Source organism: Achromobacter sp. GQ309 (genome assembly GCF_059759315.1).
On sequence record NZ_JCAXDP010000005.1, the window covers coordinates 515,878 to 534,808 of the forward strand.

An 18,931-nucleotide genomic window follows, 5' to 3' on the forward strand; every position below is an offset into this window, starting at 1 on the left:
GATGGAAAAATAGTGCTTCCGTTGATGTGGGTCAAGCACTATAGTGCATAAAAGAGCGGTAATCAGGGTTTTTGCGGAGTCAGTCGAACCATGAATCAAGCGCTAGACACGGCGCCCATCGAACCCCGGCGCGAGCCCTTTCTGATCGCCCTGGGCGAGCGCGTGCGCCGCCTGCGCGCCATCCGCGGCATGACGCGCAAGGGGCTGTCCCAGGCGACCGGCGTGTCCGAACGCCACCTGGCCAATCTGGAGCACGGCGTCGGCAACGCGTCGATCCTGGTGTTGCTGCAGATTGCGCGCGCCTTCAATTGCGCGCTGGCCGAACTGGTTGGCGACGTGACCACGGAATCGCCCGACTGGTTGCTGATCCGGGAATTGCTCAGCGGGCGCACCGAATCCGATCTGCAGCGTGCGCGCGAGGCGCTGACGCAATTGTTTGGCGTGGGCGCCGGAGCCCAGCGCCCAAACCGTACGCAGCGCGTGGCGCTCATCGGCCTGCGCGGTGCGGGCAAGTCGACGCTGGGCCAGATGTTGGCCGACGATCTTGGCTACCCCTTCGTGGAACTGAACCGCGAGATCGAGCGGGTGGCCGGCTGCGGCATCCTGGAGATCCACAACCTTTACGGTCCCAATGCCTATCGCCGCTACGAACGGCGCGCGCTGGAAGAGGCCGTGCAGATCTACCCGGAAATGGTGCTGGCGACGCCTGGCGGTCTGGTGTCCGAACCCGCAACCTTGAACCTGCTGCTGACCCACTGCTATACGGTCTGGCTGCGCGCCACGCCCGAAGAGCACATGAGCCGCGTCATGGCGCAGGGCGACTTCCGCCCGATGTCGGGCAACAACGAAGCGATGGCTGACTTGAAGCGCATCCTGGCCGGACGCGAAGCGTTCTATGCCAAGGCCGATCTGACCTGGGTGACCAGCAATCTGGAAGTGCCCGAAAGCTTTGCCGGTCTGCGTACGCAGGTGCGCAAGGCTTGCGGGCTGCCGCTATAGCGCTGCACCGCCCGCTCGCCCGGTTGATGTGCGATAAGGCCGCCCCTTCGAGGGCGGCCTTTTGCTTTCCGCCTCCCGTCCTTCGGGATCTGCACTTTTCTGCATATTCCGCTTGACGCTCCAAATCGCCTGCACTAATCTGCATAATAATTCATGTGGTGCAGTATTTTTCCTGTCCGAGCACAGGGCGTATGAGGAGACACACTATGAGCAGCCCCATCAGCCGGGTCGACTTTCGAACCGATCCCGCCCAGTACCGGCATTGGCGCCTGGCCTTCGACGGTGCGGTCGCGACATTGGCCATGGATGTCGCCGAAGACGGCGGCCTGCGCCCCGGCTACAAGCTCAAGCTCAATTCGTACGACCTGGGCGTCGACATCGAACTGCATGACGCCCTGCAGCGCATCCGTTTCGAACACCCCGAAGTGCGCAGCGTGGTCGTCACCAGCATGAAGGACCGGATCTTCTGTTCCGGCGCCAACATCTTCATGCTGGGCTTGTCCACCCACGCCTGGAAGGTGAACTTCTGCAAGTTCACCAACGAAACCCGTAACGGCATTGAAGACTCCAGCCGCCACGGCGGCTTGAAGTTCATTGCCGCGCTGAACGGCGCGTGCGCGGGCGGCGGGTACGAACTGGCGCTGGCCTGCGACGAAATCCTGCTGATCGACGACCGTTCGTCGTCCGTGGCCCTGCCCGAAGTGCCGCTGCTGGGCGTGCTGCCCGGCACGGGCGGCCTGACCCGCGTCACGGACAAGCGCCGCGTGCGGCACGATCATGCCGACATCTTCTGCACGCTGGTCGAGGGCGTGCGCGGGCAACGCGCCAAGGACTGGCGGCTGGTGGACGACGTGGTCAAGCCAGCCCGCTTCGAGGAAGAAGTCCGCGCCCGCGCACTGGCGCTGGCGCAGGACAGCCACCGCCCGGCGGACGAGCAGGGCGTGTCGCTGACGCCGCTGCAACGCACCGAGACCGAGACCAGCCTGTCCTATCGCTACGTCGACGTGCAACTTGACCGCGAAAAGCGTCAGGCGACGTGGACGGTTCGCGCGCCGCAAGGCCGCGTCGAAACGGAATTGCAGGCCATCGTTGCCGCGGGCGCCGCCTGGTGGCCGCTGCAGATGGCGCGCGAACTGGATGACGCCATCCTGTCGATGCGCACCAACGAGCTGGACATCGGCACCTGGATCCTGAAGACCGAGGGCGACGCCGAGGCGGTGCTTGCGGCCGACGCGGCGCTGGAACGGCACGCCGACCACTGGTTCGTGCGCGAGACCGCCGGCATGCTGCGCCGCACGCTGGCGCGGCTGGACGTGACGTCGCGCAGCCTGTTCGCGCTGATCGAACCGGGCTCGTGCTTTGCGGGCACGCTGCTGGAACTGGCGCTGGCTGCGGACCGCAGCTACATGCTGGACGTGGAGGACGACGAAGCCATCGACGCCCCGCCGCCGCAGATCGTGGTGGGCGAGCGCAATTTTGGCGCGTACCCCATGGTGAACGGCCAGAGCCGCCTGCAACGGCGCTTTTACGGCGAGACGCAGCCGCTGGAAGCGGTGCGCGCGCAGGCCGGCCGCAGCCTGCCGGCATCCGCCGCGCTGGAGCTGGGCCTCATCACCTACGCGCCCGACAGCATCGACTGGGACGACGAAGTGCGGCTGGCGCTGGAAGAGCGCCGCGCGCTGTCGCCCGATGCGTTGACCGGCCTGGAAGCCAACTTGCGTTTCGGCGGGCAGGAAACCATGGAAACCCGCATCTTCGGCCGGCTGACCGCCTGGCAGAACTGGATCTTCAACCGCCCCAACGCAGCGGGCGACAAGGGTGCGCTCAAGCTGTACGGCAAGGGCGAGCAGGCGGCATTCGACTGGAACCGCGTCTAGGCGGCTAGCGTTCGGCCAACGGGCGGCCAGGCGTCATGCGCGCCGGCCCGGTGGTCCTGAGACCCAAGCGCCGCGCGGCTGGCGCCCCATTCCAAGAATCAGGAGAGAGACATGTCCGGCATCAACTACACCGACAAGATTCCCAACAACGTCAACCTGTCCGGCGACCGTACGTTGCAGCGTGCGCTGGAGCACTGGCAGCCCAATTACCTGCAATGGTGGCAGGACATGGGGCCTGATGGCTCGCATGGTTTCGACGTCTATCTGCGCACGGCGGTCAGCGTCGAGCCCGACGGCTGGGCGCACTTCAACCATGTGCGCATGCCGGATTACCGCTGGGGCATCTTCCTGGCGCCGCAGGACGGGCAGCGCAAGATCCATTTCGGCGAAAACATCGGCCGCGACGTGTGGCAGGACGTGCCGGGCGAGCATCGCGCCAACCTGCGCCGCATCATCGTCACGCAGGGCGACACGGAACCGGCCTCGATCGAGCAGCAGCGCCATCTGGGCCTGACCGCGCCGTCGCAGTACGACCTGCGCAACCTGTTCCAGATCAACGTCGAAGAAGGGCGGCATCTTTGGGCGATGGTGTACCTGCTGCACCGTTACTTTGGACGCGACGGACGCGAGGAAGCCGATGCGCTGCTGCAGCGCAGCTCGGGCGATTCCGACAACCCGCGCATCCTGGGCGCCTTCAACGAGAAGACGCCCGACTGGCTGGCGTTCTACATGTTCACGTACTTCACCGACCGCGACGGCAAGTTCCAGTTGTGCGCGCTGGCCGAATCCAGCTTCGATCCGCTGGCCCGCACGACCAAGTTCATGCTGACCGAGGAAGCGCACCACATGTTCGTCGGCGAGTCCGGCATCTCGCGCGTCATCCAGCGCACCTGCGAAGTGATGAAGGAACTGAAGACCGACGATCCGCAAGCCGTGCGCGCGGCCGGCGTGATCGACCTGCCCACCATCCAGCGCTACCTGAACTTCCACTACAGCGTCACCATTGACCTCTTCGGCGCGGACCAGTCGTCCAACGCAGCCATCTTCTACGGATCGGGCCTGAAGGGCCGCTACGAAGAGACCAAGCGCAACGACGACCATCAGCTCAAGAACGACACGTACCGCGTGCTGAACGTCAGCAACGGCAAGCTGACGGAGATCGAGGTGCCGATGCTGAACGCGCTGAACGAAGTGCTGCGCGATGACTTCATCCGCGACTCGGTTGCCGGCATCGGCCGCTGGAACAAGGTCATCGAAAAGAGCGGCCTGGCCTTTCGCCTGCAGGTGCCGCACAAGGCGTTCAACCGCCAGATCGGCACGCTGGCCGGCATCCGCATGTCGCCCGAAGGCGAGATCGTGTCCGAATCGCAATGGCAGGCCAACCAGCACAAGTGGCTGCCCACACCGGAAGATCGCGCGTTCGTTGCGTCGCTGATGGGCCGGGTCACGGAACCGGGCAAATTCGCCAACTGGATCGCGCCGCCCGTCATGGGCGTCAACCGCCAGCCGGTGAATTTCGAGTACGTGCGTTTCAACTGATGGCCGCGCGGGCCACGTGCCCGCGCGTTTGGGAGGACGGCGATGAACGCCCCATTACCGGTGGAAGTCCTGAAGCAGCATCTGATCGATCCCGAGATCTGCATCCGCTGCAATACCTGCGAAGAGACCTGTCCGGTCGGTGCGATCACGCACGATTCGAACAACTACGTGGTGGATCCGGAGATCTGCAACGGCTGCATGGCCTGCGTGCCGCCGTGCCCGACGGGTTCCATCGACAACTGGCGGCTGGTGGTGCGCGCCGAGGCCTATTCCGTGCAGGACCAGTTTGGCTGGGAAGAGCTGCCGCAGGAAAAGTCGTTGCCATTGGACGTTGCGGTTGCGGACGATGGCGCGCAGCAGGTCGCCGCGGACCCGCAGGCTGAACCGGCAACGCCGCCGGCGACGCTTGTGACGCCCGGCGCGGCAGTCCCCCCGTGGTCTGCCGCGCACCCCTATGTGAATCTCTACACGCACAAGACGCCGATTACCGCGACGGTGGTGGGCAACTACCGCGTCACCGGCGCCGACACGGAAAGCGACATCCACCACATCGTGCTGGATTTCGGCGAGCAGCCGTTTCCGGTGCTGGAAGGGCAGTCGATCGGCATCCTGCCGCCGGGCGTGGACGCGATGGGCCGGCCGCATCACGCGCGCCAGTATTCGCTGGCCAGCCCGCGCGATGGCGAACGCGCGGGCTACAACAACCTGTCGCTGACGGTAAAGCGCGTCACGCAGGATCACGGTGGAGAGGCCGCGCACGGCGTCTGCTCAAACTATCTGTGCGACCTGGCGAAGAACGACACGGTGCAGGTGATTGGCCCGTTCGGCCACACCTTCCTGATGCCGAATCATCCGAAGGCCAACCTCATCATGATCTGCACGGGCACAGGTTCCGCGCCGATGCGCGCCATGACGGAGCGCAGCCGCCGCCTGATCGGCACGGCGGACATCGGCAAGCTCATGCTTTTCTTCGGCGCGCGCACCGAACGCGAGCTGCCGTACTTCGGGCCGTTGATGAAGCTGCCGCGTGATTTCATCGACATCAACCTGGCGCTCTCGCGCGAACCCGGCCAGCCCAAGCGCTACGTGCAGGATCTGATCCGCGAGCGCGCCGCGCAGGTCCGTGGTTTGCTGGCGGACCGCAACACCTGCATCTACGTCTGCGGCCTGAAGGGCATGGAGGTCGGCGTGCTGGACGCGCTGCGCGAAGTGGTGGTGCAGTCGGGCGAGGATTGGTCTATCCTGCATGAAGCGCTGCGCCGTGAAGGCCGGCTGCACTTCGAGACTTACTGACCACAACAACAGTTGCGTGACGATCGGCGCGCCTGGGCGCGCCGTTTCGTTTGCACGGGGAAAAACAACATGAAGTTCGCGGAATTCAAGGACGGCATGGTGATCAAGGGCGGGCCGGTCACCGTGACGGAAGCGGAGATCCTGGCGTTTGCCCGCCAATTCGATCCCCAGTGGTTTCACACCGATCCGCAGCGCGCCGCGGAAGGCCGGTGGGGCGGCCTCATCGCCAGTGGTTGGCACACCTGCGCGCTGGCCATGCGCATGGCGGTCGACGCCGCCCTGCATGATTCCGAATCCTTCGGTTCGCCCGGCCTGGGCGAAGTCCGCTGGCGCACGCCGGTCCGCCCTGGCGATACCCTGCACCTGCACGCGCGCGTGCAAGGCGCGCGCCATTCGTCCTCGCGCCCGGACCTGGGCATCATCAACTGGGCGTGGACGGTCGTTAACCAGCACGACGAAAGCGTGCTGGAAATGGACGCGACCAGCCTGTTCGACCTGTCCGGCAACAACTAGGCGCGGCTTTTGTCTACCGCTTGCTCGCCTGCTTGAGAATGGCGGCCCCTTCCGGGCCGGCCGCCGCTTTCCAGGCGTTGATCGATTCCTTGGATGCGTCCTGCAACGCCTTGCGCACCGCGGGCGGCACAGCGGTGTTGATGGCCACGCCGTTTTTGCGCATGTTCGCGTAGTTCTGCTGCAGGCGGCCTTCGATGCGTTTCCACTGCTCGGTCTCGGTCTGCGCGGCCGCCTGGTCGATGGCCTTGCGCGACCGCGCATCCAGCGCCTCGTACGCCTTCAGATTCATCGTCGCTACCGAGATCGGCATGGCGTAGTTGATCTCCGCGAAGTGGGGCAGGTACTCCCACAACTTGCGGCCCGCGCCGCCGTCGCCGGAGGACAGCACCGCATTGACCTCGCCCGACGCGATGCGCGGCATGGCGTCCGCAAACGAGATGTTCTCCGCGCGCGCGCCGGCACGCTGCATGACGTCCTGCGACGTGGCGTCATAGGTGCGGATGGTCAGGCGCTTCAGCGCTGCCACGCTGTCCACCTTCTGCTTGGACCAGATGCCCGACGCCGGCCACGGCGTGGTGTAGAGCAGCTTCTGGCCATGCGCAGCCAGCAGCTTCTCGTACGCCGGACGGGCGGCCTTGTTGAGGTTGCGCGCCTTGGACAGCGAGTCCGCCAGGAAGGGCAGGGACGACACGCCGAACAGCGGATACTTCGTGGCCAGCGCGCCGGCGAAGGCGTCGCCCGCATCCACCTTGCGCGTTTGAACCGCGTCAATCATGTCGCCGGACTTGATGCCCTTGGCCGCGTCGAAACTCGTGTCGATGATGACGTTGCCCGCCGACTTGGCGCGCACCAGCTCGGCAAACGTGGACACGCCTTGGCCCGGCATGGAAGTCGCCGGGTACTCGGTGGTCATGGTGAGCGTCGTGGCGGCCTGAGCGCCGTGGGCGACGAAAGCCATGGCGATGACTGCCGCCAGGCGCAGGGGGGTGATGCCTTGCATGCGCGACTCCTCGGAAAGGGACCGGTAAAGCGTACGAGGTGTACAGGCGTACGCCTAGTCGGGCTTACGGCAATGGGCAGGCGGGGCGGGATCGGGCGTATGGCTTATTGCATTCGGACATAAAAAAGCCGCCTAAGCAGGCGGCTTTCTTCGCTACATGAGGCAGGCGATCAATAAAACGCCTGGATGCCCGTCTGCGCACGGCCCAGGATGAGGGCGTGCACGTCGTGGGTGCCTTCGTAGGTGTTGACCACTTCCAGGTTCACCAGGTGGCGGGCGACGCCGAACTCGTCGGAGATGCCGTTGCCGCCGAGCATGTCGCGCGCCAGGCGGGCGATGTCCAGCGCCTTGCCGCACGAGTTGCGCTTCATGATCGAGGTGATTTCGACGGCGGCGGTGCCTTCGTCCTTCATGCGGCCCAGACGCAGGCAGCCTTGCAGGGCCAGCGTGATTTCGGTTTGCATGTCAGCCAGCTTCTTCTGGATGAGCTGGTTGGCGGCCAGGGGGCGGCCGAACTGTTTGCGGTCCAGGGTGTACTGGCGGGCGGTGTGCCAGCAGGCCTCGGCGGCGCCGACAGCGCCCCAGGCGATGCCGTAGCGGGCGGAGTTCAGGCAGGTGAACGGACCCTTCAGGCCGGACACGCCGGGCATCATCTGGTCGGCGGACACTTCCACTTCGTCCATGACGATTTCGCCGGTGATCGACGCGCGCAGGCCGACCTTGCCGTGGATGGCGGGGGCCGACAGGCCCTTCATGCCCTTTTCAAGGATGAAGCCGCGGATCTTGCCGTCGAAGTCGCCGCCGACGCACTTGGCCCACACCACGAACACGTCCGCGATGGGCGAGTTGGTGATCCACATCTTGTTGCCGCTGACCTTGTAGCCGTCGGCCGTCTTGACGGCGCGAGTTTCCATGCCGTTGGGGTCGGAGCCGTGGTTGGGTTCGGTCAGGCCGAAGCAGCCGATCCATTCACCGCGCGCCAGCTTGGGCAGGTACTTCTTCTTTTGTTCTTCGGAGCCGAATTCGTTGATCGGCACCATCACCAGCGAGGACTGCACGCTCATCATCGAGCGGTAGCCGGAGTCGACGCGTTCGACTTCACGGGCGATCAGGCCGTAGCTGACGTAGTTCAGGCCGGCGCCACCGTATTCGACGGGGATCGTGGCGCCCAGGAGGCCCAGTTCGCCCATTTCGGAGAAGATCTCGGGATCGGTCTTCTCGTTGCGGAAGGCGTTGAGCACGCGGGGAGCCAGCTTGTCCTGCGAGTAGGCGTAGGCGGCATCGCGCACCATACGCTCTTCGTCGGTCAGTTGCTGGTCCAGCAACAGAGGATCTTGCCAGTGGAATGAGGGGTTCGAGGACATGCTGGGTCTCCGCTATGGATTTCCGTGATCGGAATCTGGAAAGTTTAAACTTAAAATAATTCGGGCGGCAAGTTGGGGTTTGCACGGCGGTGCGCCTGGGCGCCCCGCCGGTGGGGTTGCCGGCTATTCCGCCCGTGCAGGGTTCAGTGTTGGGCCTTCAGCGCCGCCTCGCGGATCTTCTCGAGGGTCGTGGACGGGCTGATGGTTTCCGGGTCGATGAAGCAGTGCAGGATCGCGGGCTTGCCGCTGGCCAATGCCCGTTCAAAGGCCGGACCGAACTGTTCGGTGGTTTCCACGCGTTCGCCGTGGCCGCCAAAGGCGCGCGCGTAGTCGGCGAAATCGGGGTTCTTGAGCTCGGTCGCGGAAATGCGGCCCGGATAGTGCTTTTCCTGGTGCATGCGGATCGTGCCGTACATCCCGTTGTCCACCAGGATCACGACGATGGGCAGGTCATACTGCACCGCCGTGGCGAATTCCTGGCCATGCATCAGGAAGCAGCCGTCGCCCGCAAAGCACACGACGGTCTTGTCGGGCCACACGCGCTTGGCGCCCACGGCCGCCGGCAGGCCGTAGCCCATGGATCCGGATGTGGGGGCCAGTTGAGTGCCAAAGCGCGTGAAGCGGTGGAAGCGATGCAGCCAGGTGGCGTAGTTGCCCGCGCCGTTGGTCATGATGGCATCGGCCGGCAACGTCTTTTCCAGGTACGCCATCACTTGGCCCAACTGCAGCGCACCGGGCGTGGTAACGGTTTCGGGGTCGCTCCATTTCAGGTACGACTCGCGCATGGCCTTGGTGCCATCGGCCCAGACCGGAGTGGCGGGCGCCTTCAGGTCCGCCAGCGACGCGGCAAAGGCGGACGGCGATGTGTTGATGGCCAGGGTAGGGCGGTACACCCGGCCCAGCTCGGCGGCATCGGGATGCACGTGCACCAGCTTTTGCTTGGGCACCGGAATATCCAGCAGCGTGTACGCCTGGCTGGGGTTTTCCGACATGCGGCCGCCCACCAGCAGGATCAGATCGGCGTCGGCCACGCGCTTGAGCAGGGCGGGATTGATGCCCAGGCCCACGTCGCCGATGAAGCACGGATGATCGGCCGGGAACAGCATCTGGCGGCGGAACGACACGGCGGTCGGCAGCGCATGGCGTTGTGCGAAGTCGGCAAACTCCTGCACGGCGCGCGCGTCCCAGCGCGTGCCGCCCAGAATGGCGACCGGGTTCTTCGCATCGGCCAGCAGTTTTTCCAGGTCGGCCAGCTGGCCGGCGGTGGGGGCGGATTCAATCACTTCGTAGCGCGGCGCGTCGGCCACCTTGGCGGCCTCGACCAGCATGTCTTCCGGCAGCGCGATCACCACCGGGCCGGGGCGGCCGGACGTGGCGATGTGGAAGGCGCGCGAGATCAGTTCGGGAATGCGTTCGACCTGATCGATCTCGGTTACCCACTTGGCCTGCGTGCCGAACACGGCGCGGTAGTCCATTTCCTGGAAGGCTTCGCGCTCGCGCATGCCGCGCTCGATCTGGCCCACGAACAGGATCATCGGCGACGAGTCCTGCTTGGAAATGTGCACACCGGCCAGCGCATTGGAGGCGCCCGGACCGCGCGTCACCATGCAGATGCCGGGCTCGCCGGTCAGCTTGCCGTGCGCGTCGGCCATCATGGCCGCGCCGCCTTCCTGACGGCACACCGTGACCTTGATGTCGGCATCGTGCAGGCCGTCCAGCACCGCCAGATAGCTTTCGCCGGGGACACAAAAGACATGTTTGACGCCATGGGCGACCAGTTGGTCGACCAGAATGTGACCGCCAAGGCGGGAATCTTGCTGGGGCATGGTGGTGTCGTGGTTAGCCTAGGGTAGAACTCCCGAGCATATGTTCCCTGGGCGCACAACGCAATTGATAAAATTGCACATTCTGTTGATCCCCCGGCACGTGGCGGCTGGTGCGCCGCCGCATGCGGGCGCACGGCGGCGGGCCGGACTTCCGGCGGTATTTCCATGAGAAACGGCATCCCCAATCTGACGGCCCTGCAGGCGTTCGAAGCCTCGGCCCGGCTGGGCAGCTTTTCGCGCGCCGCCGAAGAACTGTCGCTGACGCACAGCGCCGTCTACCGTCAGGTGGCCAGCCTGGAAGCGCGGCTGGGCGTGCAACTGTTCACGCGGGTGCGCCGCCGCATCGTGCTGACCGATCACGGCGCCGAATACGCCGGCCGGATCCGTCACCATCTTGATCAGATCGAGAAAGACACCTTTGGTCTCGTCAGCCGGACCGGCATGGGGCGCAGCATCCACATCGCCGTGGTGCCCACGCTGGCCACCACCTGGCTGATCCCGCGTCTGGCTGACTTCCAACGCGAACACGGCGACATCACCGTCAGCTTGTCCGTGCGCACCCTGCCGTTTCAATTCAAGGACCAGCCGTTCGACGGCGCGCTGTATCACGGGGACGGACTCTGGCCCGGCACGCAGGGAGGGCTGCTGTTTCCGGAACGCGAACTGGTGCCGGTCTGCGCGCCCGAATTGGCGGCGCGCGTGGCGGAGCAGGGCGGCGGCGCGCTGACCGGGATGACACATCTGCATCTGGCCTCGCGGCCCGATGCCTGGCGCCAGTGGTACACGGCCAATGGATATCTGTATGGACCGCAGGCGGCTGGCGGCCCGCGCTACGAGCTCTTCACCATGGTGATGGCGGCGGTGCAAGCCGGACTTGGCGTCGGGCTGATGCCGCGCTTTCTGGCGCAGCCCGCGCTGGACCAGGGCGCGCTTGCCATGCCGGTGCCGCAGTCGCTGGCGGTCAGCCAGGGGTATTACTTCGGCTATCCGCAACGCAGCGAACGGTCCGATGCGCTGAAGGTATTCGAGGCCTGGCTCAAGTCCGCCGCCGCAGGCGTGGGCGAGCGCCTGCCCGGCCGCGCCGCGCCGTAGAATCCCGCCATGTCCACCGCCCGCCAGCCGCTTGCCTCCCAGGCCGATATCGACGCCTTCATCGACGCCGTGTGGCTCGAAGACGGCCTGTCCGCCAACACCCTGGCCGCCTACCGGCGCGACCTGACCGGTTTTGCCCGCTGGCTTGAAGACCCCGACGCCTACGCCCGGGAACTGGCCGACCGGCACGGCGAGCCGGCGCGTGCCCAGATCCTGCCCGCCGGCCCGGCCAAGCCGATCCGCGATGCGCAGAAGGCCGATATCGAGGCCTGGTTTGCCTTCCGTCACGAAGAAACCCGCGCCACCACCGCCAACCGCCGGCTGGCCGCGCTGCGCCGCTTCTACGCCTGGGCGCTGCGCGAACACCGCGCCGAGCGCGATCCCTGCCTGACGCTGGTCGCCGCCAAGCAGCCGCCGCGCATGCCCAAGACGCTGTCCGAGCAACAGGTGGACGCGCTGCTGCGCGCGCCCGACGTCAGCCAGCCGCGCGGGCTGCGCGACCGCGCCATGCTCGAGACCCTGTACGCCACGGGCCTGCGTGTGTCCGAGCTGGTCGGCGTGCGAGCTTTGGACGTCAGCCTGAACGAAGGCGTGGTGCGCGTGGTCCTGGGCAAGGGCGGCAAGGACCGCCTCGTGCCGCTGGGCGCCGAAGCCGCGCACTGGATTTCGCAGTACCTGGCCACGGCACGCCCCGAATTGGCCGCCGGCCGCGTCAGCGATGCGCTTTTCATCACCAGCCGCGCCGAGGCGATGTCGCGGCAGGCGTTCTGGCAACTCGTCAAGAAGTACGCTGTGCTCGCCGGCGTCAATGCGCCCCTGTCGCCCCATGTGCTGCGCCACGCCTTCGCCACGCATCTGCTGAACCATGGCGCCGACCTGCGCGTCGTGCAGATGCTGCTGGGCCACGCGGACATTTCCACCACGCAGATCTACACCCATGTGGCGCGCGAACGCCTGAAGGCGCTGCACGCGGCCCATCATCCACGCGGCTGACCGCCGCCATCTCCCTACCCACCGGCACAAAAATGAGCAAAGCCCGCCACGTCTCCGAAACGCCCGCCACCCAATTCCTCAAGCAGCACAAGGTGGCCTATTCCGAACACACGTATGACTACGTCGATCACGGCGGCGCCGGCGAAGCCGCGCGCCAGCTCGGTCTGGACCCGCACGCCGTGGTGAAGACGCTGGTGATGGAGGACGAATCGGCCAAGCCGCTGATCGTGGTCATGCACGGCGACCGCGAAGTCTCCACCAAGAACCTGGCGCGCCAGGCAGGCCTGAAAAAGGTCGAGCCCTGCAAGCCCGAGGTTGCGCAGCGCCATTCCGGCTATCAGGTGGGCGGCACGTCGCCGTTCGGCACGCGCAAGAAGATGCCGGTGTGGGTGGAAGCCGACGTGCTGGAGTATCCCGTGGTCTACATCAACGGCGGGCGGCGCGGCTATCTGGTGGGCATCGATCCGAAGGTGCTGGTGGACCTGCTGGGCGCGAAGCCGGTGACGGTGGCGCTGGAGTAGAGAGGGAGCCCGGTGGTATCCCGCTACCACCTGGCCCGCTGGCGCGGCGGGCACAATGGGACTAGAACACCAAGAACCGGAGCCCGATCCGCGGGCAAGCAACCGGACGCCACCCTCATCCCACGGAGACAATCATGAGCAAACGACTGTTGATGCTGGTCGGCGACTACGCCGAAGACTACGAGACCATGGTGCCGTTCCAGACGCTGCTGACCGTCGGCCACACGGTGCATGCGGTGTGCCCGGACAAGAAGGCGGGCGACACGGTGGCCACGTCGATCCATGATTTCGAAGGCGCACAGACCTACACCGAAAAGCGCGGCCACAACTTCACGCTGAACTACGACTTCGATCGCGTCGAACCCTCGTCCTACGATGGCCTGGTGATCCCCGGCGGGCGCGCGCCCGAGTACCTTCGCCTGAATGAAAAGGTGCTGGAGATCGTGCGGCATTTCGACAAGGCCAACAAGCCCATCGCCGCCGTATGCCACGGCGCGCAGATCCTCGCTGCGGCCGACGTGCTGAAGGGCAGGACCTGCTCGGCGTACCCCGCCTGCGCACCCGAGGTCCGGCTGGCGGGCGGCACCTACGCCGAGATCGCCGTCGACCAGGCCTACACGGATGGCAACCTGGTATCGGCGCCCGCCTGGCCCGCGCATCCGGCCTGGATGGCGCAGTTCCTGGCGGTGCTGGGCACCCAGATCACGCACTGACCGGGATCACGCACTGAGCGCGGCGCGCGGGCGCCGCGCTCGGTTGTCGACGATCATGTTCCTTACGTCGCCGCCTCCGAGAAGCGCAGTCCAACGATTCCGATGAACGCCAGGCCAAGGAAGCAGGCCCGGGTCCAGTTCATCTCATCCTGAAACACCAGCACGCCGACAAGCACCAGCCCGATCGTTCCAATGCCGGTCCAGATGGCATAAGCCATCCCCATGGGCAATGCGCGCAAGGCCAGCGCCAGCAGGTAGATGCTGCCCAACCCCGCCATCACGGCGATGATGCTTGGCCCAGGCTTGGTCCAACCCGCATTCAGTTTGAGCGAAAGACCCATCACTATCTCCAAGGCTGCGGCAAGGAACAGATAAGTCCACGCCATGGCTCAGCCCTTGGTGGAAGCAGACCGGTTGGGGGCAGCACGGGAAGCCGGCTTGTTCGCCAGAAGCCCCGCCTGTACCGCAGGCCGCGCAGCGATCACATCCAGCCAGCGCTGAACGTGTGAATAGGACCTGATGTCCAGGTCCAACTCGTCCCAGGTTCTCAGCCAGGTGAATGCGGCGATATCGGCGATGCTGTAGTTTTCCGACGCGATGAAGGCGGATTCGCTCAGGCGGGTATCCACGACCTGATAAAGCCGAAGCGATTGCTTCCGGTATCGCTGTATCGCCTCGGCATTGCCCGTTGTCGAGGCATGCAGAAACCACCACAGCTGCCCCAGCATCGGGCCTATGCCGCCAATCTGGAAATGCAGCCACTGCTGCACAGCAACGCTTTCGGCCTGCGTCTCGGGCTGCAGACACCCCGTTTGCGACGACAGATAGGAAAGGATGGCACCCGACTCGAAGACGGCCAGGCCGGCTTTTCGATCAACGATGGCGGGAATCTTGCCGTTCGGGTTGATCTTGAGGAACTCGGGTTGATGCTGGTCGCCCTTTTCAAGATCAAGATCGAACTGCTCATAGGTCAGTCCGGCTTCTCTGAGAAAGATGCTGACCTTCTGCCCGTTGGGGGTGTCTGCGGTGTAGAACGCGAGATCGGCCTGTGTCATGTCTATCCTTGTCGATGAATAGCATTGCAATTGCAATCGTTGCAAATGCAATCGTAGGGCACGATGCCGCGTCGTGCAAGAGGTCCATCAACAGAGGTCAGCCATGCGATCGCAGCGTCTTCGCTCGCCCGCGTTCACGCCGCAAAGACGGCAGGCGGCGTCTGCATGTCTTGAACAACTTGCCTGCCAGCTTCAGTTGCCTTGCGCGCGGGCAACGGCAGCGGCCTGGTCCAGCGCCGCGGCAAACTTGCCTTGCTCTTCGGCACTGAACTGGCTCAGAAACACTTCGGCAACGGTTCCTTCGTAGACCTTCCACATCTTCTTGCGCAGCGCGCGGCCTTCCTTCGTGATGGTGGCGAACGCGGCGCGGCCATCTTCAGCCGAGCGCGCGCGCTGGACCAGGCCCTCTTGCTCCAGGCGGTCGACCAGCCGCGTGAGGTTGTAGCGTTCGATCGCCAGCGCGTCGGCCAGTTCGTGCATCCGCCGTGTGCCGCCTGGCCCGCTTTCCAGTCCCCAAAGAACGTCGTACCAGGCATAGACGGGCAGCTTGGCCGCTGCCAGGCGGCTTTCGACCTCGCGGATCATCAAACGATGGGCGCGCACAAACGAGAACCAAAGATCCGCTCCGTCTTTCGCCATGGCAGGCTCCTTTCGAGTTTTAGTTGCATTTGCAATTCTAGCTGAACTAGAATTGCGGCCCATACGATTGCATTTGCAATTCATGGATTGAATGTTGGTGACTGCGCCACCCCCGTCTGGCTGGTCGGCCGCAGCCCCGCTTCAACCCGTCATTTTCCCTGGAGGACCGCCATGAATCACCCCCTCGCCCTGGTCGACGTCGACCCGCTGGAAACTCGAGAGTGGCTGGAAGCGCTGGAGGCTGTCACGACGGTCGAAGGCCGTTCGCGCGCTCACTACCTGATCGACCGGCTTACCGACTTCGACGCCAGCCGGCACGGTGATATGCATGGCCGCGTCACCAGCGCCTACGTCAACACCATCGGCAAAGACCGGCAGCCCGCCTATCCAGGCGACATCGGCATCGAGCAGCGCCTGAATGCCTACATCCGCTGGAATGCGATGGTCATGGTGTTGCGCGCCGGCAAGCATTCCAACGTCGGCGGACACATTGCCACCTACCAGTCCGCCGCCGTGCTCTATGACGTGGGTTTCAACCACTTCTTCCGGGGACGTACCGAGACATTCGGCGGCGACATGGTCTACATCCAGGGCCATTCCGCACCGGGCATTTACGGACGCGCCTATCTGGAGGGGCGCATCACCGAAGCGCAGCTGGACAACTTCCGCCGCGAGGCGGGACGCGATGGCCTGTCCTCTTACCCCCACCCGCGCCTGATGCCCGACTTCTGGCAGTTCCCCACCGTGTCGATGGGCCTGGGTCCGCTGACCGCCGCCTATCAGGCGCGGTTCATGCGCTATCTCGAATACCGCGGATTGCTGGAGCATCAGGGCCGCAAGGTGTGGGCTTTCCTGGGCGACGGCGAGATGGACCAGCCGGAATCGCTGGCCGCTATCTCGGTCGCAGGGCGCGAACGCCTCGACAACCTGATCTTCGTCGTCAACTGCAATCTGCAACGTCTGGACGGCCCGGTGCGGGGCAACAGCAAGATCGTGCAGGAACTCGAAGGCACCTTCAGGGCCGCAGGATGGAACGTCATCAAGGTGCTGTGGGGCAGCGGTTGGGACGATCTGCTCAAGCGCGACACGAGCGGGCTGCTGCGGCAACGCATGATGGAATGCGTGGACGGCGAATATCAGACTTTCAAGTCGCAAAGTGGCGCCTATGTGCGCGAACACTTCTTCGGCAAGTATCCCGAGCTGCTGGCGTTGGTGGCGCACCTGTCGGACGACGAGATCTGGGCGCTGACACGCGGCGGCCATGACCCGGAGAAGGTGCATGCGGCCTACGCGCAAGCCGTCAGCACGGAAGGCCGGCCCACGGTCGTTCTGGTCAAGACCGTCAAGGGATTCGGCATGGGCGAGGCTGGCGAAGGCCAGAACATCAACCACCAGTTAAAGAAGATGAGCGCAGACGCCGTGCGTGCGTTCCGTGATCGCTTTTCGCTGCCGGTGCCCGATGACCAGCTCGAAGACATGCCCTACCTGAAGCCCGCGCCCGACAGCGAAGAAGCCCGCTACTTTGCACAACGCCGGGCCGCGCTGGGCGGCTATGTTCCGTCGCGCTCCGGCAAGGTTGCGCCGCTGGCGGTGCCGCCGCTCAGCGCCTTCGCCACGCAACTGAAAGACAGTGGCGAGCGTGGAGTTTCGACCACCATGTCTTTCGTGCGCATCCTGACCACGCTGCTCAAGGACCCCAACCTGGGCAAGCTGGTGATTCCTATCGTGCCGGACGAATCGCGCACTTTCGGCATGGAAGGCCTGTAGATCATCGGCGACCAGATCCGTCCCTTCGTCACTGACCGCCGGTTCGTTACCGTTGGCACGGACGGGTTCGGCCGCTCGGACACCCGCGAATCACTGCGCACCTTCTTCGAGGTGGATCGTCATTTCATCGTGCTGGCAGCGGTCAAGGCGCTGGCTGACGAGGGCGTCGTCCCGCGCCAGAAGATCGGTGAGGTCATCAGCCGTTATGCCATCGACGTGAATAAAGTGGACCCGGCATCGATCTAGGCCAAGGCGAAGGCGACGCCACAGGGGCGCGCTTCGGTGACCGTCGACGTCAGTCCGCGGCGATCACCCGCCCCGGGTTGAACAACCCCAGCGGATCGAACAGGCGCTTGATGCTTGTCATCATCGCCATCTCGTTGGCCGGCTTGTACCGGCCGATCGAACCCACCCGCAGCTGTCCCACCCCATGCTCGGCGGAGATCGACCCGTTCATGCGCGCCACCACGTCGTACACCGCGCCCGAAACCGCCTTCTCCGAATTGCGCATGGCCTGGTAAGCCGACGCATCCGCGCCGGGCGGCGTCGACACGTTGTAGTGCAGGTTGCCGTCGCCCACATGGCCGAACACGAAGATGCGGGCATTGGGCAACACGCCATGCACCGCCGTCTGCGCGGCGTCGATGAATTCTCCGATGCGCGAGATCGGCAGCGAAATGTCGTGCTTGATGTTCTCGCCGTCGATGGATTGCGCTTCGGGCAGGTGATGCCGGATCTGCCAGAACGAGGCCGACTGCGCCAGGGTCGACGCAATGGCCGCATCCGTGACGATGCCCGCCTCGAAGGCCGCTTCCATCAGCGCTTCGAACCGCTCCGTGGCATGGGCTGCGCTTTCGGCGTCGCTGGATTCCAGCAACACATAATACGGCGCCTTGGCGGGCACGGGGCTGCGCGCGCCGGGCGTGTGTTGCAGCACCAGCTCTACGGCCGGACCGCTGATCAGTTCAAAGGCCGTCAGGCTGGCCGACAGATACGACTGCGCCAGCGACAGCAGTTGCACCGCGCTCTGCGGGTCCGGCACGGCGGCAAAGGCCGTCATCTGCGCGGCGGGGCGCGGATACAGCTTGACGGTGGCGGCTGTGATGATGCCCAGTGTGCCCTCCGCGCCGATGAAAAGCTGCTTCAGGTCGTACCCGGTGTTGTCCTTGCGAAGCCCGCGCAGTCCGTTCCAGATCTGCCCGTCGGGCGTCACCACTTCCAGGCCCAGGCACAGGTCCCGCGCATTGCCATAGCGCAGCACCTGAATCCCGCCGGCGTTGGTGGCCAGGTTGCCGCCCAGCGTGCAGCTTCCTTCCGCGCCCAGGCTCAACGGAAACAGCCGGTCCGCCTGCGCAGCAGCCTCCTGCACGTTGGCCAGCACGGCGCCCGATTGCGCGGTCAACGTGTTGTTGTAGCGGTCCACGTCCAGGATGGCGCTCATGCGGGCCAGCGACAACACGATGCTGTGACCGCCGCCGTCCGGCACGCTGCCGCCGACCAGGCCTGTGTTGCCCCCTTGCGGATAGATGGCGACGCGGCGCTCCCGGCACCAATTCACCAGCTTGGCCACGTCCTCGGTGCTGTCGGGCTGCGCCAGCGCCAAGGTGCGGCCCGTCCACCGCTTGCGGTAGTCGGTCAGGTGCGGCGCCAGGGCGTCGGCGTCGTCCAGCACGCGCCCCTGAAAAGCGGCGCGTAAAGAGGCTTTGATGTCTTCGTCAGGCATGGCCGGCTCGTTTGTCG

General features: G+C 65.2%; 17 protein-coding genes and 1 pseudogene. 11 read left to right on the forward strand and 7 right to left on the reverse strand.

Annotation, left to right across the window (positions count from 1 at the left end; all coding sequences use genetic code 11):
* Nucleotides 1–90: 90 nt before the first annotated feature.
* From AC6CIE_RS18655 to AC6CIE_RS18675, 5 genes are all read left to right on the forward strand, one after another.
* A complete protein-coding gene (locus AC6CIE_RS18655; RefSeq protein WP_175125893.1) occupies nt 91–999 on the forward strand; it encodes a helix-turn-helix transcriptional regulator in 909 nt (302 codons plus the stop codon).
* A 206-nt stretch (nt 1,000–1,205) separates the two neighbouring features.
* Nucleotides 1,206–2,876: a 2,3-epoxybenzoyl-CoA dihydrolase gene (boxC, locus tag AC6CIE_RS18660; RefSeq protein WP_239215990.1), complete on the forward strand. Its 1,671-nt coding sequence runs from the start codon at nt 1,206–1,208 to the stop codon at nt 2,874–2,876.
* Nucleotides 2,877–2,987: 111 nt separating this feature from the next.
* The gene (boxB, locus tag AC6CIE_RS18665) at nt 2,988–4,415 is read left to right on the forward strand and encodes a benzoyl-CoA 2,3-epoxidase subunit BoxB (protein ID WP_056570867.1); all 1,428 of its coding nucleotides are present in this window, start codon (nt 2,988–2,990) and stop codon (nt 4,413–4,415) included.
* Nucleotides 4,416–4,457: 42 nt separating this feature from the next.
* Nucleotides 4,458–5,708 carry a benzoyl-CoA 2,3-epoxidase subunit BoxA gene (boxA, locus tag AC6CIE_RS18670; RefSeq protein ID WP_498093284.1) on the forward strand — a complete coding sequence of 417 codons (1,251 nt, stop codon included), beginning with the start codon at nt 4,458–4,460 and terminating at the stop codon, nt 5,706–5,708.
* A gap of 69 nt (nt 5,709–5,777) precedes the next feature.
* Nucleotides 5,778–6,221, forward strand: a complete 444-nt coding sequence (locus AC6CIE_RS18675) for a MaoC family dehydratase (protein ID WP_175125896.1) — start codon at nt 5,778–5,780, stop codon at nt 6,219–6,221.
* A gap of 13 nt (nt 6,222–6,234) precedes the next feature.
* Here AC6CIE_RS18675 and AC6CIE_RS18680 read toward each other — a convergent pair whose 3' ends face one another.
* From AC6CIE_RS18680 to AC6CIE_RS18690, 3 genes are all read right to left on the reverse strand, one after another.
* Nucleotides 6,235–7,221: a TRAP transporter substrate-binding protein gene (locus AC6CIE_RS18680; RefSeq protein WP_175125897.1), complete on the reverse strand. Its 987-nt coding sequence runs from the start codon at nt 7,219–7,221 to the stop codon at nt 6,235–6,237.
* A 170-nt stretch (nt 7,222–7,391) separates the two neighbouring features.
* Nucleotides 7,392–8,585 carry an acyl-CoA dehydrogenase gene (locus tag AC6CIE_RS18685; RefSeq protein WP_056570859.1) on the reverse strand — a complete coding sequence of 398 codons (1,194 nt, stop codon included), beginning with the start codon at nt 8,583–8,585 and terminating at the stop codon, nt 7,392–7,394.
* Nucleotides 8,586–8,728: 143 nt separating this feature from the next.
* On the reverse strand, nt 8,729–10,411 hold the full coding sequence (locus AC6CIE_RS18690) for a thiamine pyrophosphate-binding protein (protein WP_175125898.1): 1,683 nt from the start codon (nt 10,409–10,411) through the stop codon (nt 8,729–8,731).
* 165 nt (nt 10,412–10,576) lie between these two features.
* Here AC6CIE_RS18690 and AC6CIE_RS18695 point away from each other — a divergent pair, with 165 nt between their 5' ends.
* From AC6CIE_RS18695 to AC6CIE_RS18710, 4 genes are all read left to right on the forward strand, one after another.
* On the forward strand, nt 10,577–11,503 hold the full coding sequence (locus AC6CIE_RS18695; RefSeq protein WP_175125899.1) for a LysR substrate-binding domain-containing protein: 927 nt from the start codon (nt 10,577–10,579) through the stop codon (nt 11,501–11,503).
* Between the two features lie 9 nt (nt 11,504–11,512).
* Nucleotides 11,513–12,496: a site-specific tyrosine recombinase XerD gene (gene xerD, locus AC6CIE_RS18700; protein ID WP_218343166.1), complete on the forward strand. Its 984-nt coding sequence runs from the start codon at nt 11,513–11,515 to the stop codon at nt 12,494–12,496.
* A gap of 32 nt (nt 12,497–12,528) precedes the next feature.
* Complete coding sequence (ybaK, locus tag AC6CIE_RS18705; RefSeq protein ID WP_175125901.1) at nt 12,529–13,017, forward strand: Cys-tRNA(Pro) deacylase; 489 nt, start codon at nt 12,529–12,531, stop codon at nt 13,015–13,017.
* Nucleotides 13,018–13,151: 134 nt separating this feature from the next.
* Nucleotides 13,152–13,730, forward strand: coding sequence for a DJ-1/PfpI family protein (locus tag AC6CIE_RS18710; protein ID WP_498093287.1), 579 nt, complete (start codon nt 13,152–13,154; stop codon nt 13,728–13,730).
* A 62-nt stretch (nt 13,731–13,792) separates the two neighbouring features.
* Here AC6CIE_RS18710 and AC6CIE_RS18715 read toward each other — a convergent pair whose 3' ends face one another.
* The 3 genes from AC6CIE_RS18715 to AC6CIE_RS18725 form a co-directional block, all read right to left on the reverse strand.
* Entirely contained in the window at nt 13,793–14,116 is a 324-nt protein-coding gene (locus AC6CIE_RS18715; protein ID WP_191575964.1) for a DMT family transporter, read from the reverse strand.
* Nucleotides 14,117–14,119: 3 nt separating this feature from the next.
* Nucleotides 14,120–14,785 carry a glutathione S-transferase family protein gene (locus tag AC6CIE_RS18720; protein WP_498093289.1) on the reverse strand — a complete coding sequence of 222 codons (666 nt, stop codon included), beginning with the start codon at nt 14,783–14,785 and terminating at the stop codon, nt 14,120–14,122.
* A gap of 192 nt (nt 14,786–14,977) precedes the next feature.
* Nucleotides 14,978–15,424, reverse strand: coding sequence for a MarR family winged helix-turn-helix transcriptional regulator (locus AC6CIE_RS18725; protein ID WP_175138234.1), 447 nt, complete (start codon nt 15,422–15,424; stop codon nt 14,978–14,980).
* Between the two features lie 171 nt (nt 15,425–15,595).
* Here AC6CIE_RS18725 and AC6CIE_RS18730 point away from each other — a divergent pair.
* Together AC6CIE_RS18730 and AC6CIE_RS18735 are read left to right on the forward strand one after the other, a co-directional pair.
* A pseudogene (locus AC6CIE_RS18730) lies at nt 15,596–17,188 on the forward strand (thiamine pyrophosphate-binding protein); the annotation flags it as partial.
* A gap of 114 nt (nt 17,189–17,302) precedes the next feature.
* Nucleotides 17,303–17,437: a hypothetical protein gene (locus tag AC6CIE_RS18735; RefSeq protein WP_498093291.1), complete on the forward strand. Its 135-nt coding sequence runs from the start codon at nt 17,303–17,305 to the stop codon at nt 17,435–17,437.
* Nucleotides 17,438–17,486: 49 nt separating this feature from the next.
* Here AC6CIE_RS18735 and AC6CIE_RS18740 read toward each other — a convergent pair whose 3' ends face one another.
* A complete protein-coding gene (locus AC6CIE_RS18740; protein WP_498093293.1) occupies nt 17,487–18,914 on the reverse strand; it encodes an FAD-binding oxidoreductase in 1,428 nt (475 codons plus the stop codon).
* Between the last annotated feature and the right edge of the window lie 17 nt (nt 18,915–18,931).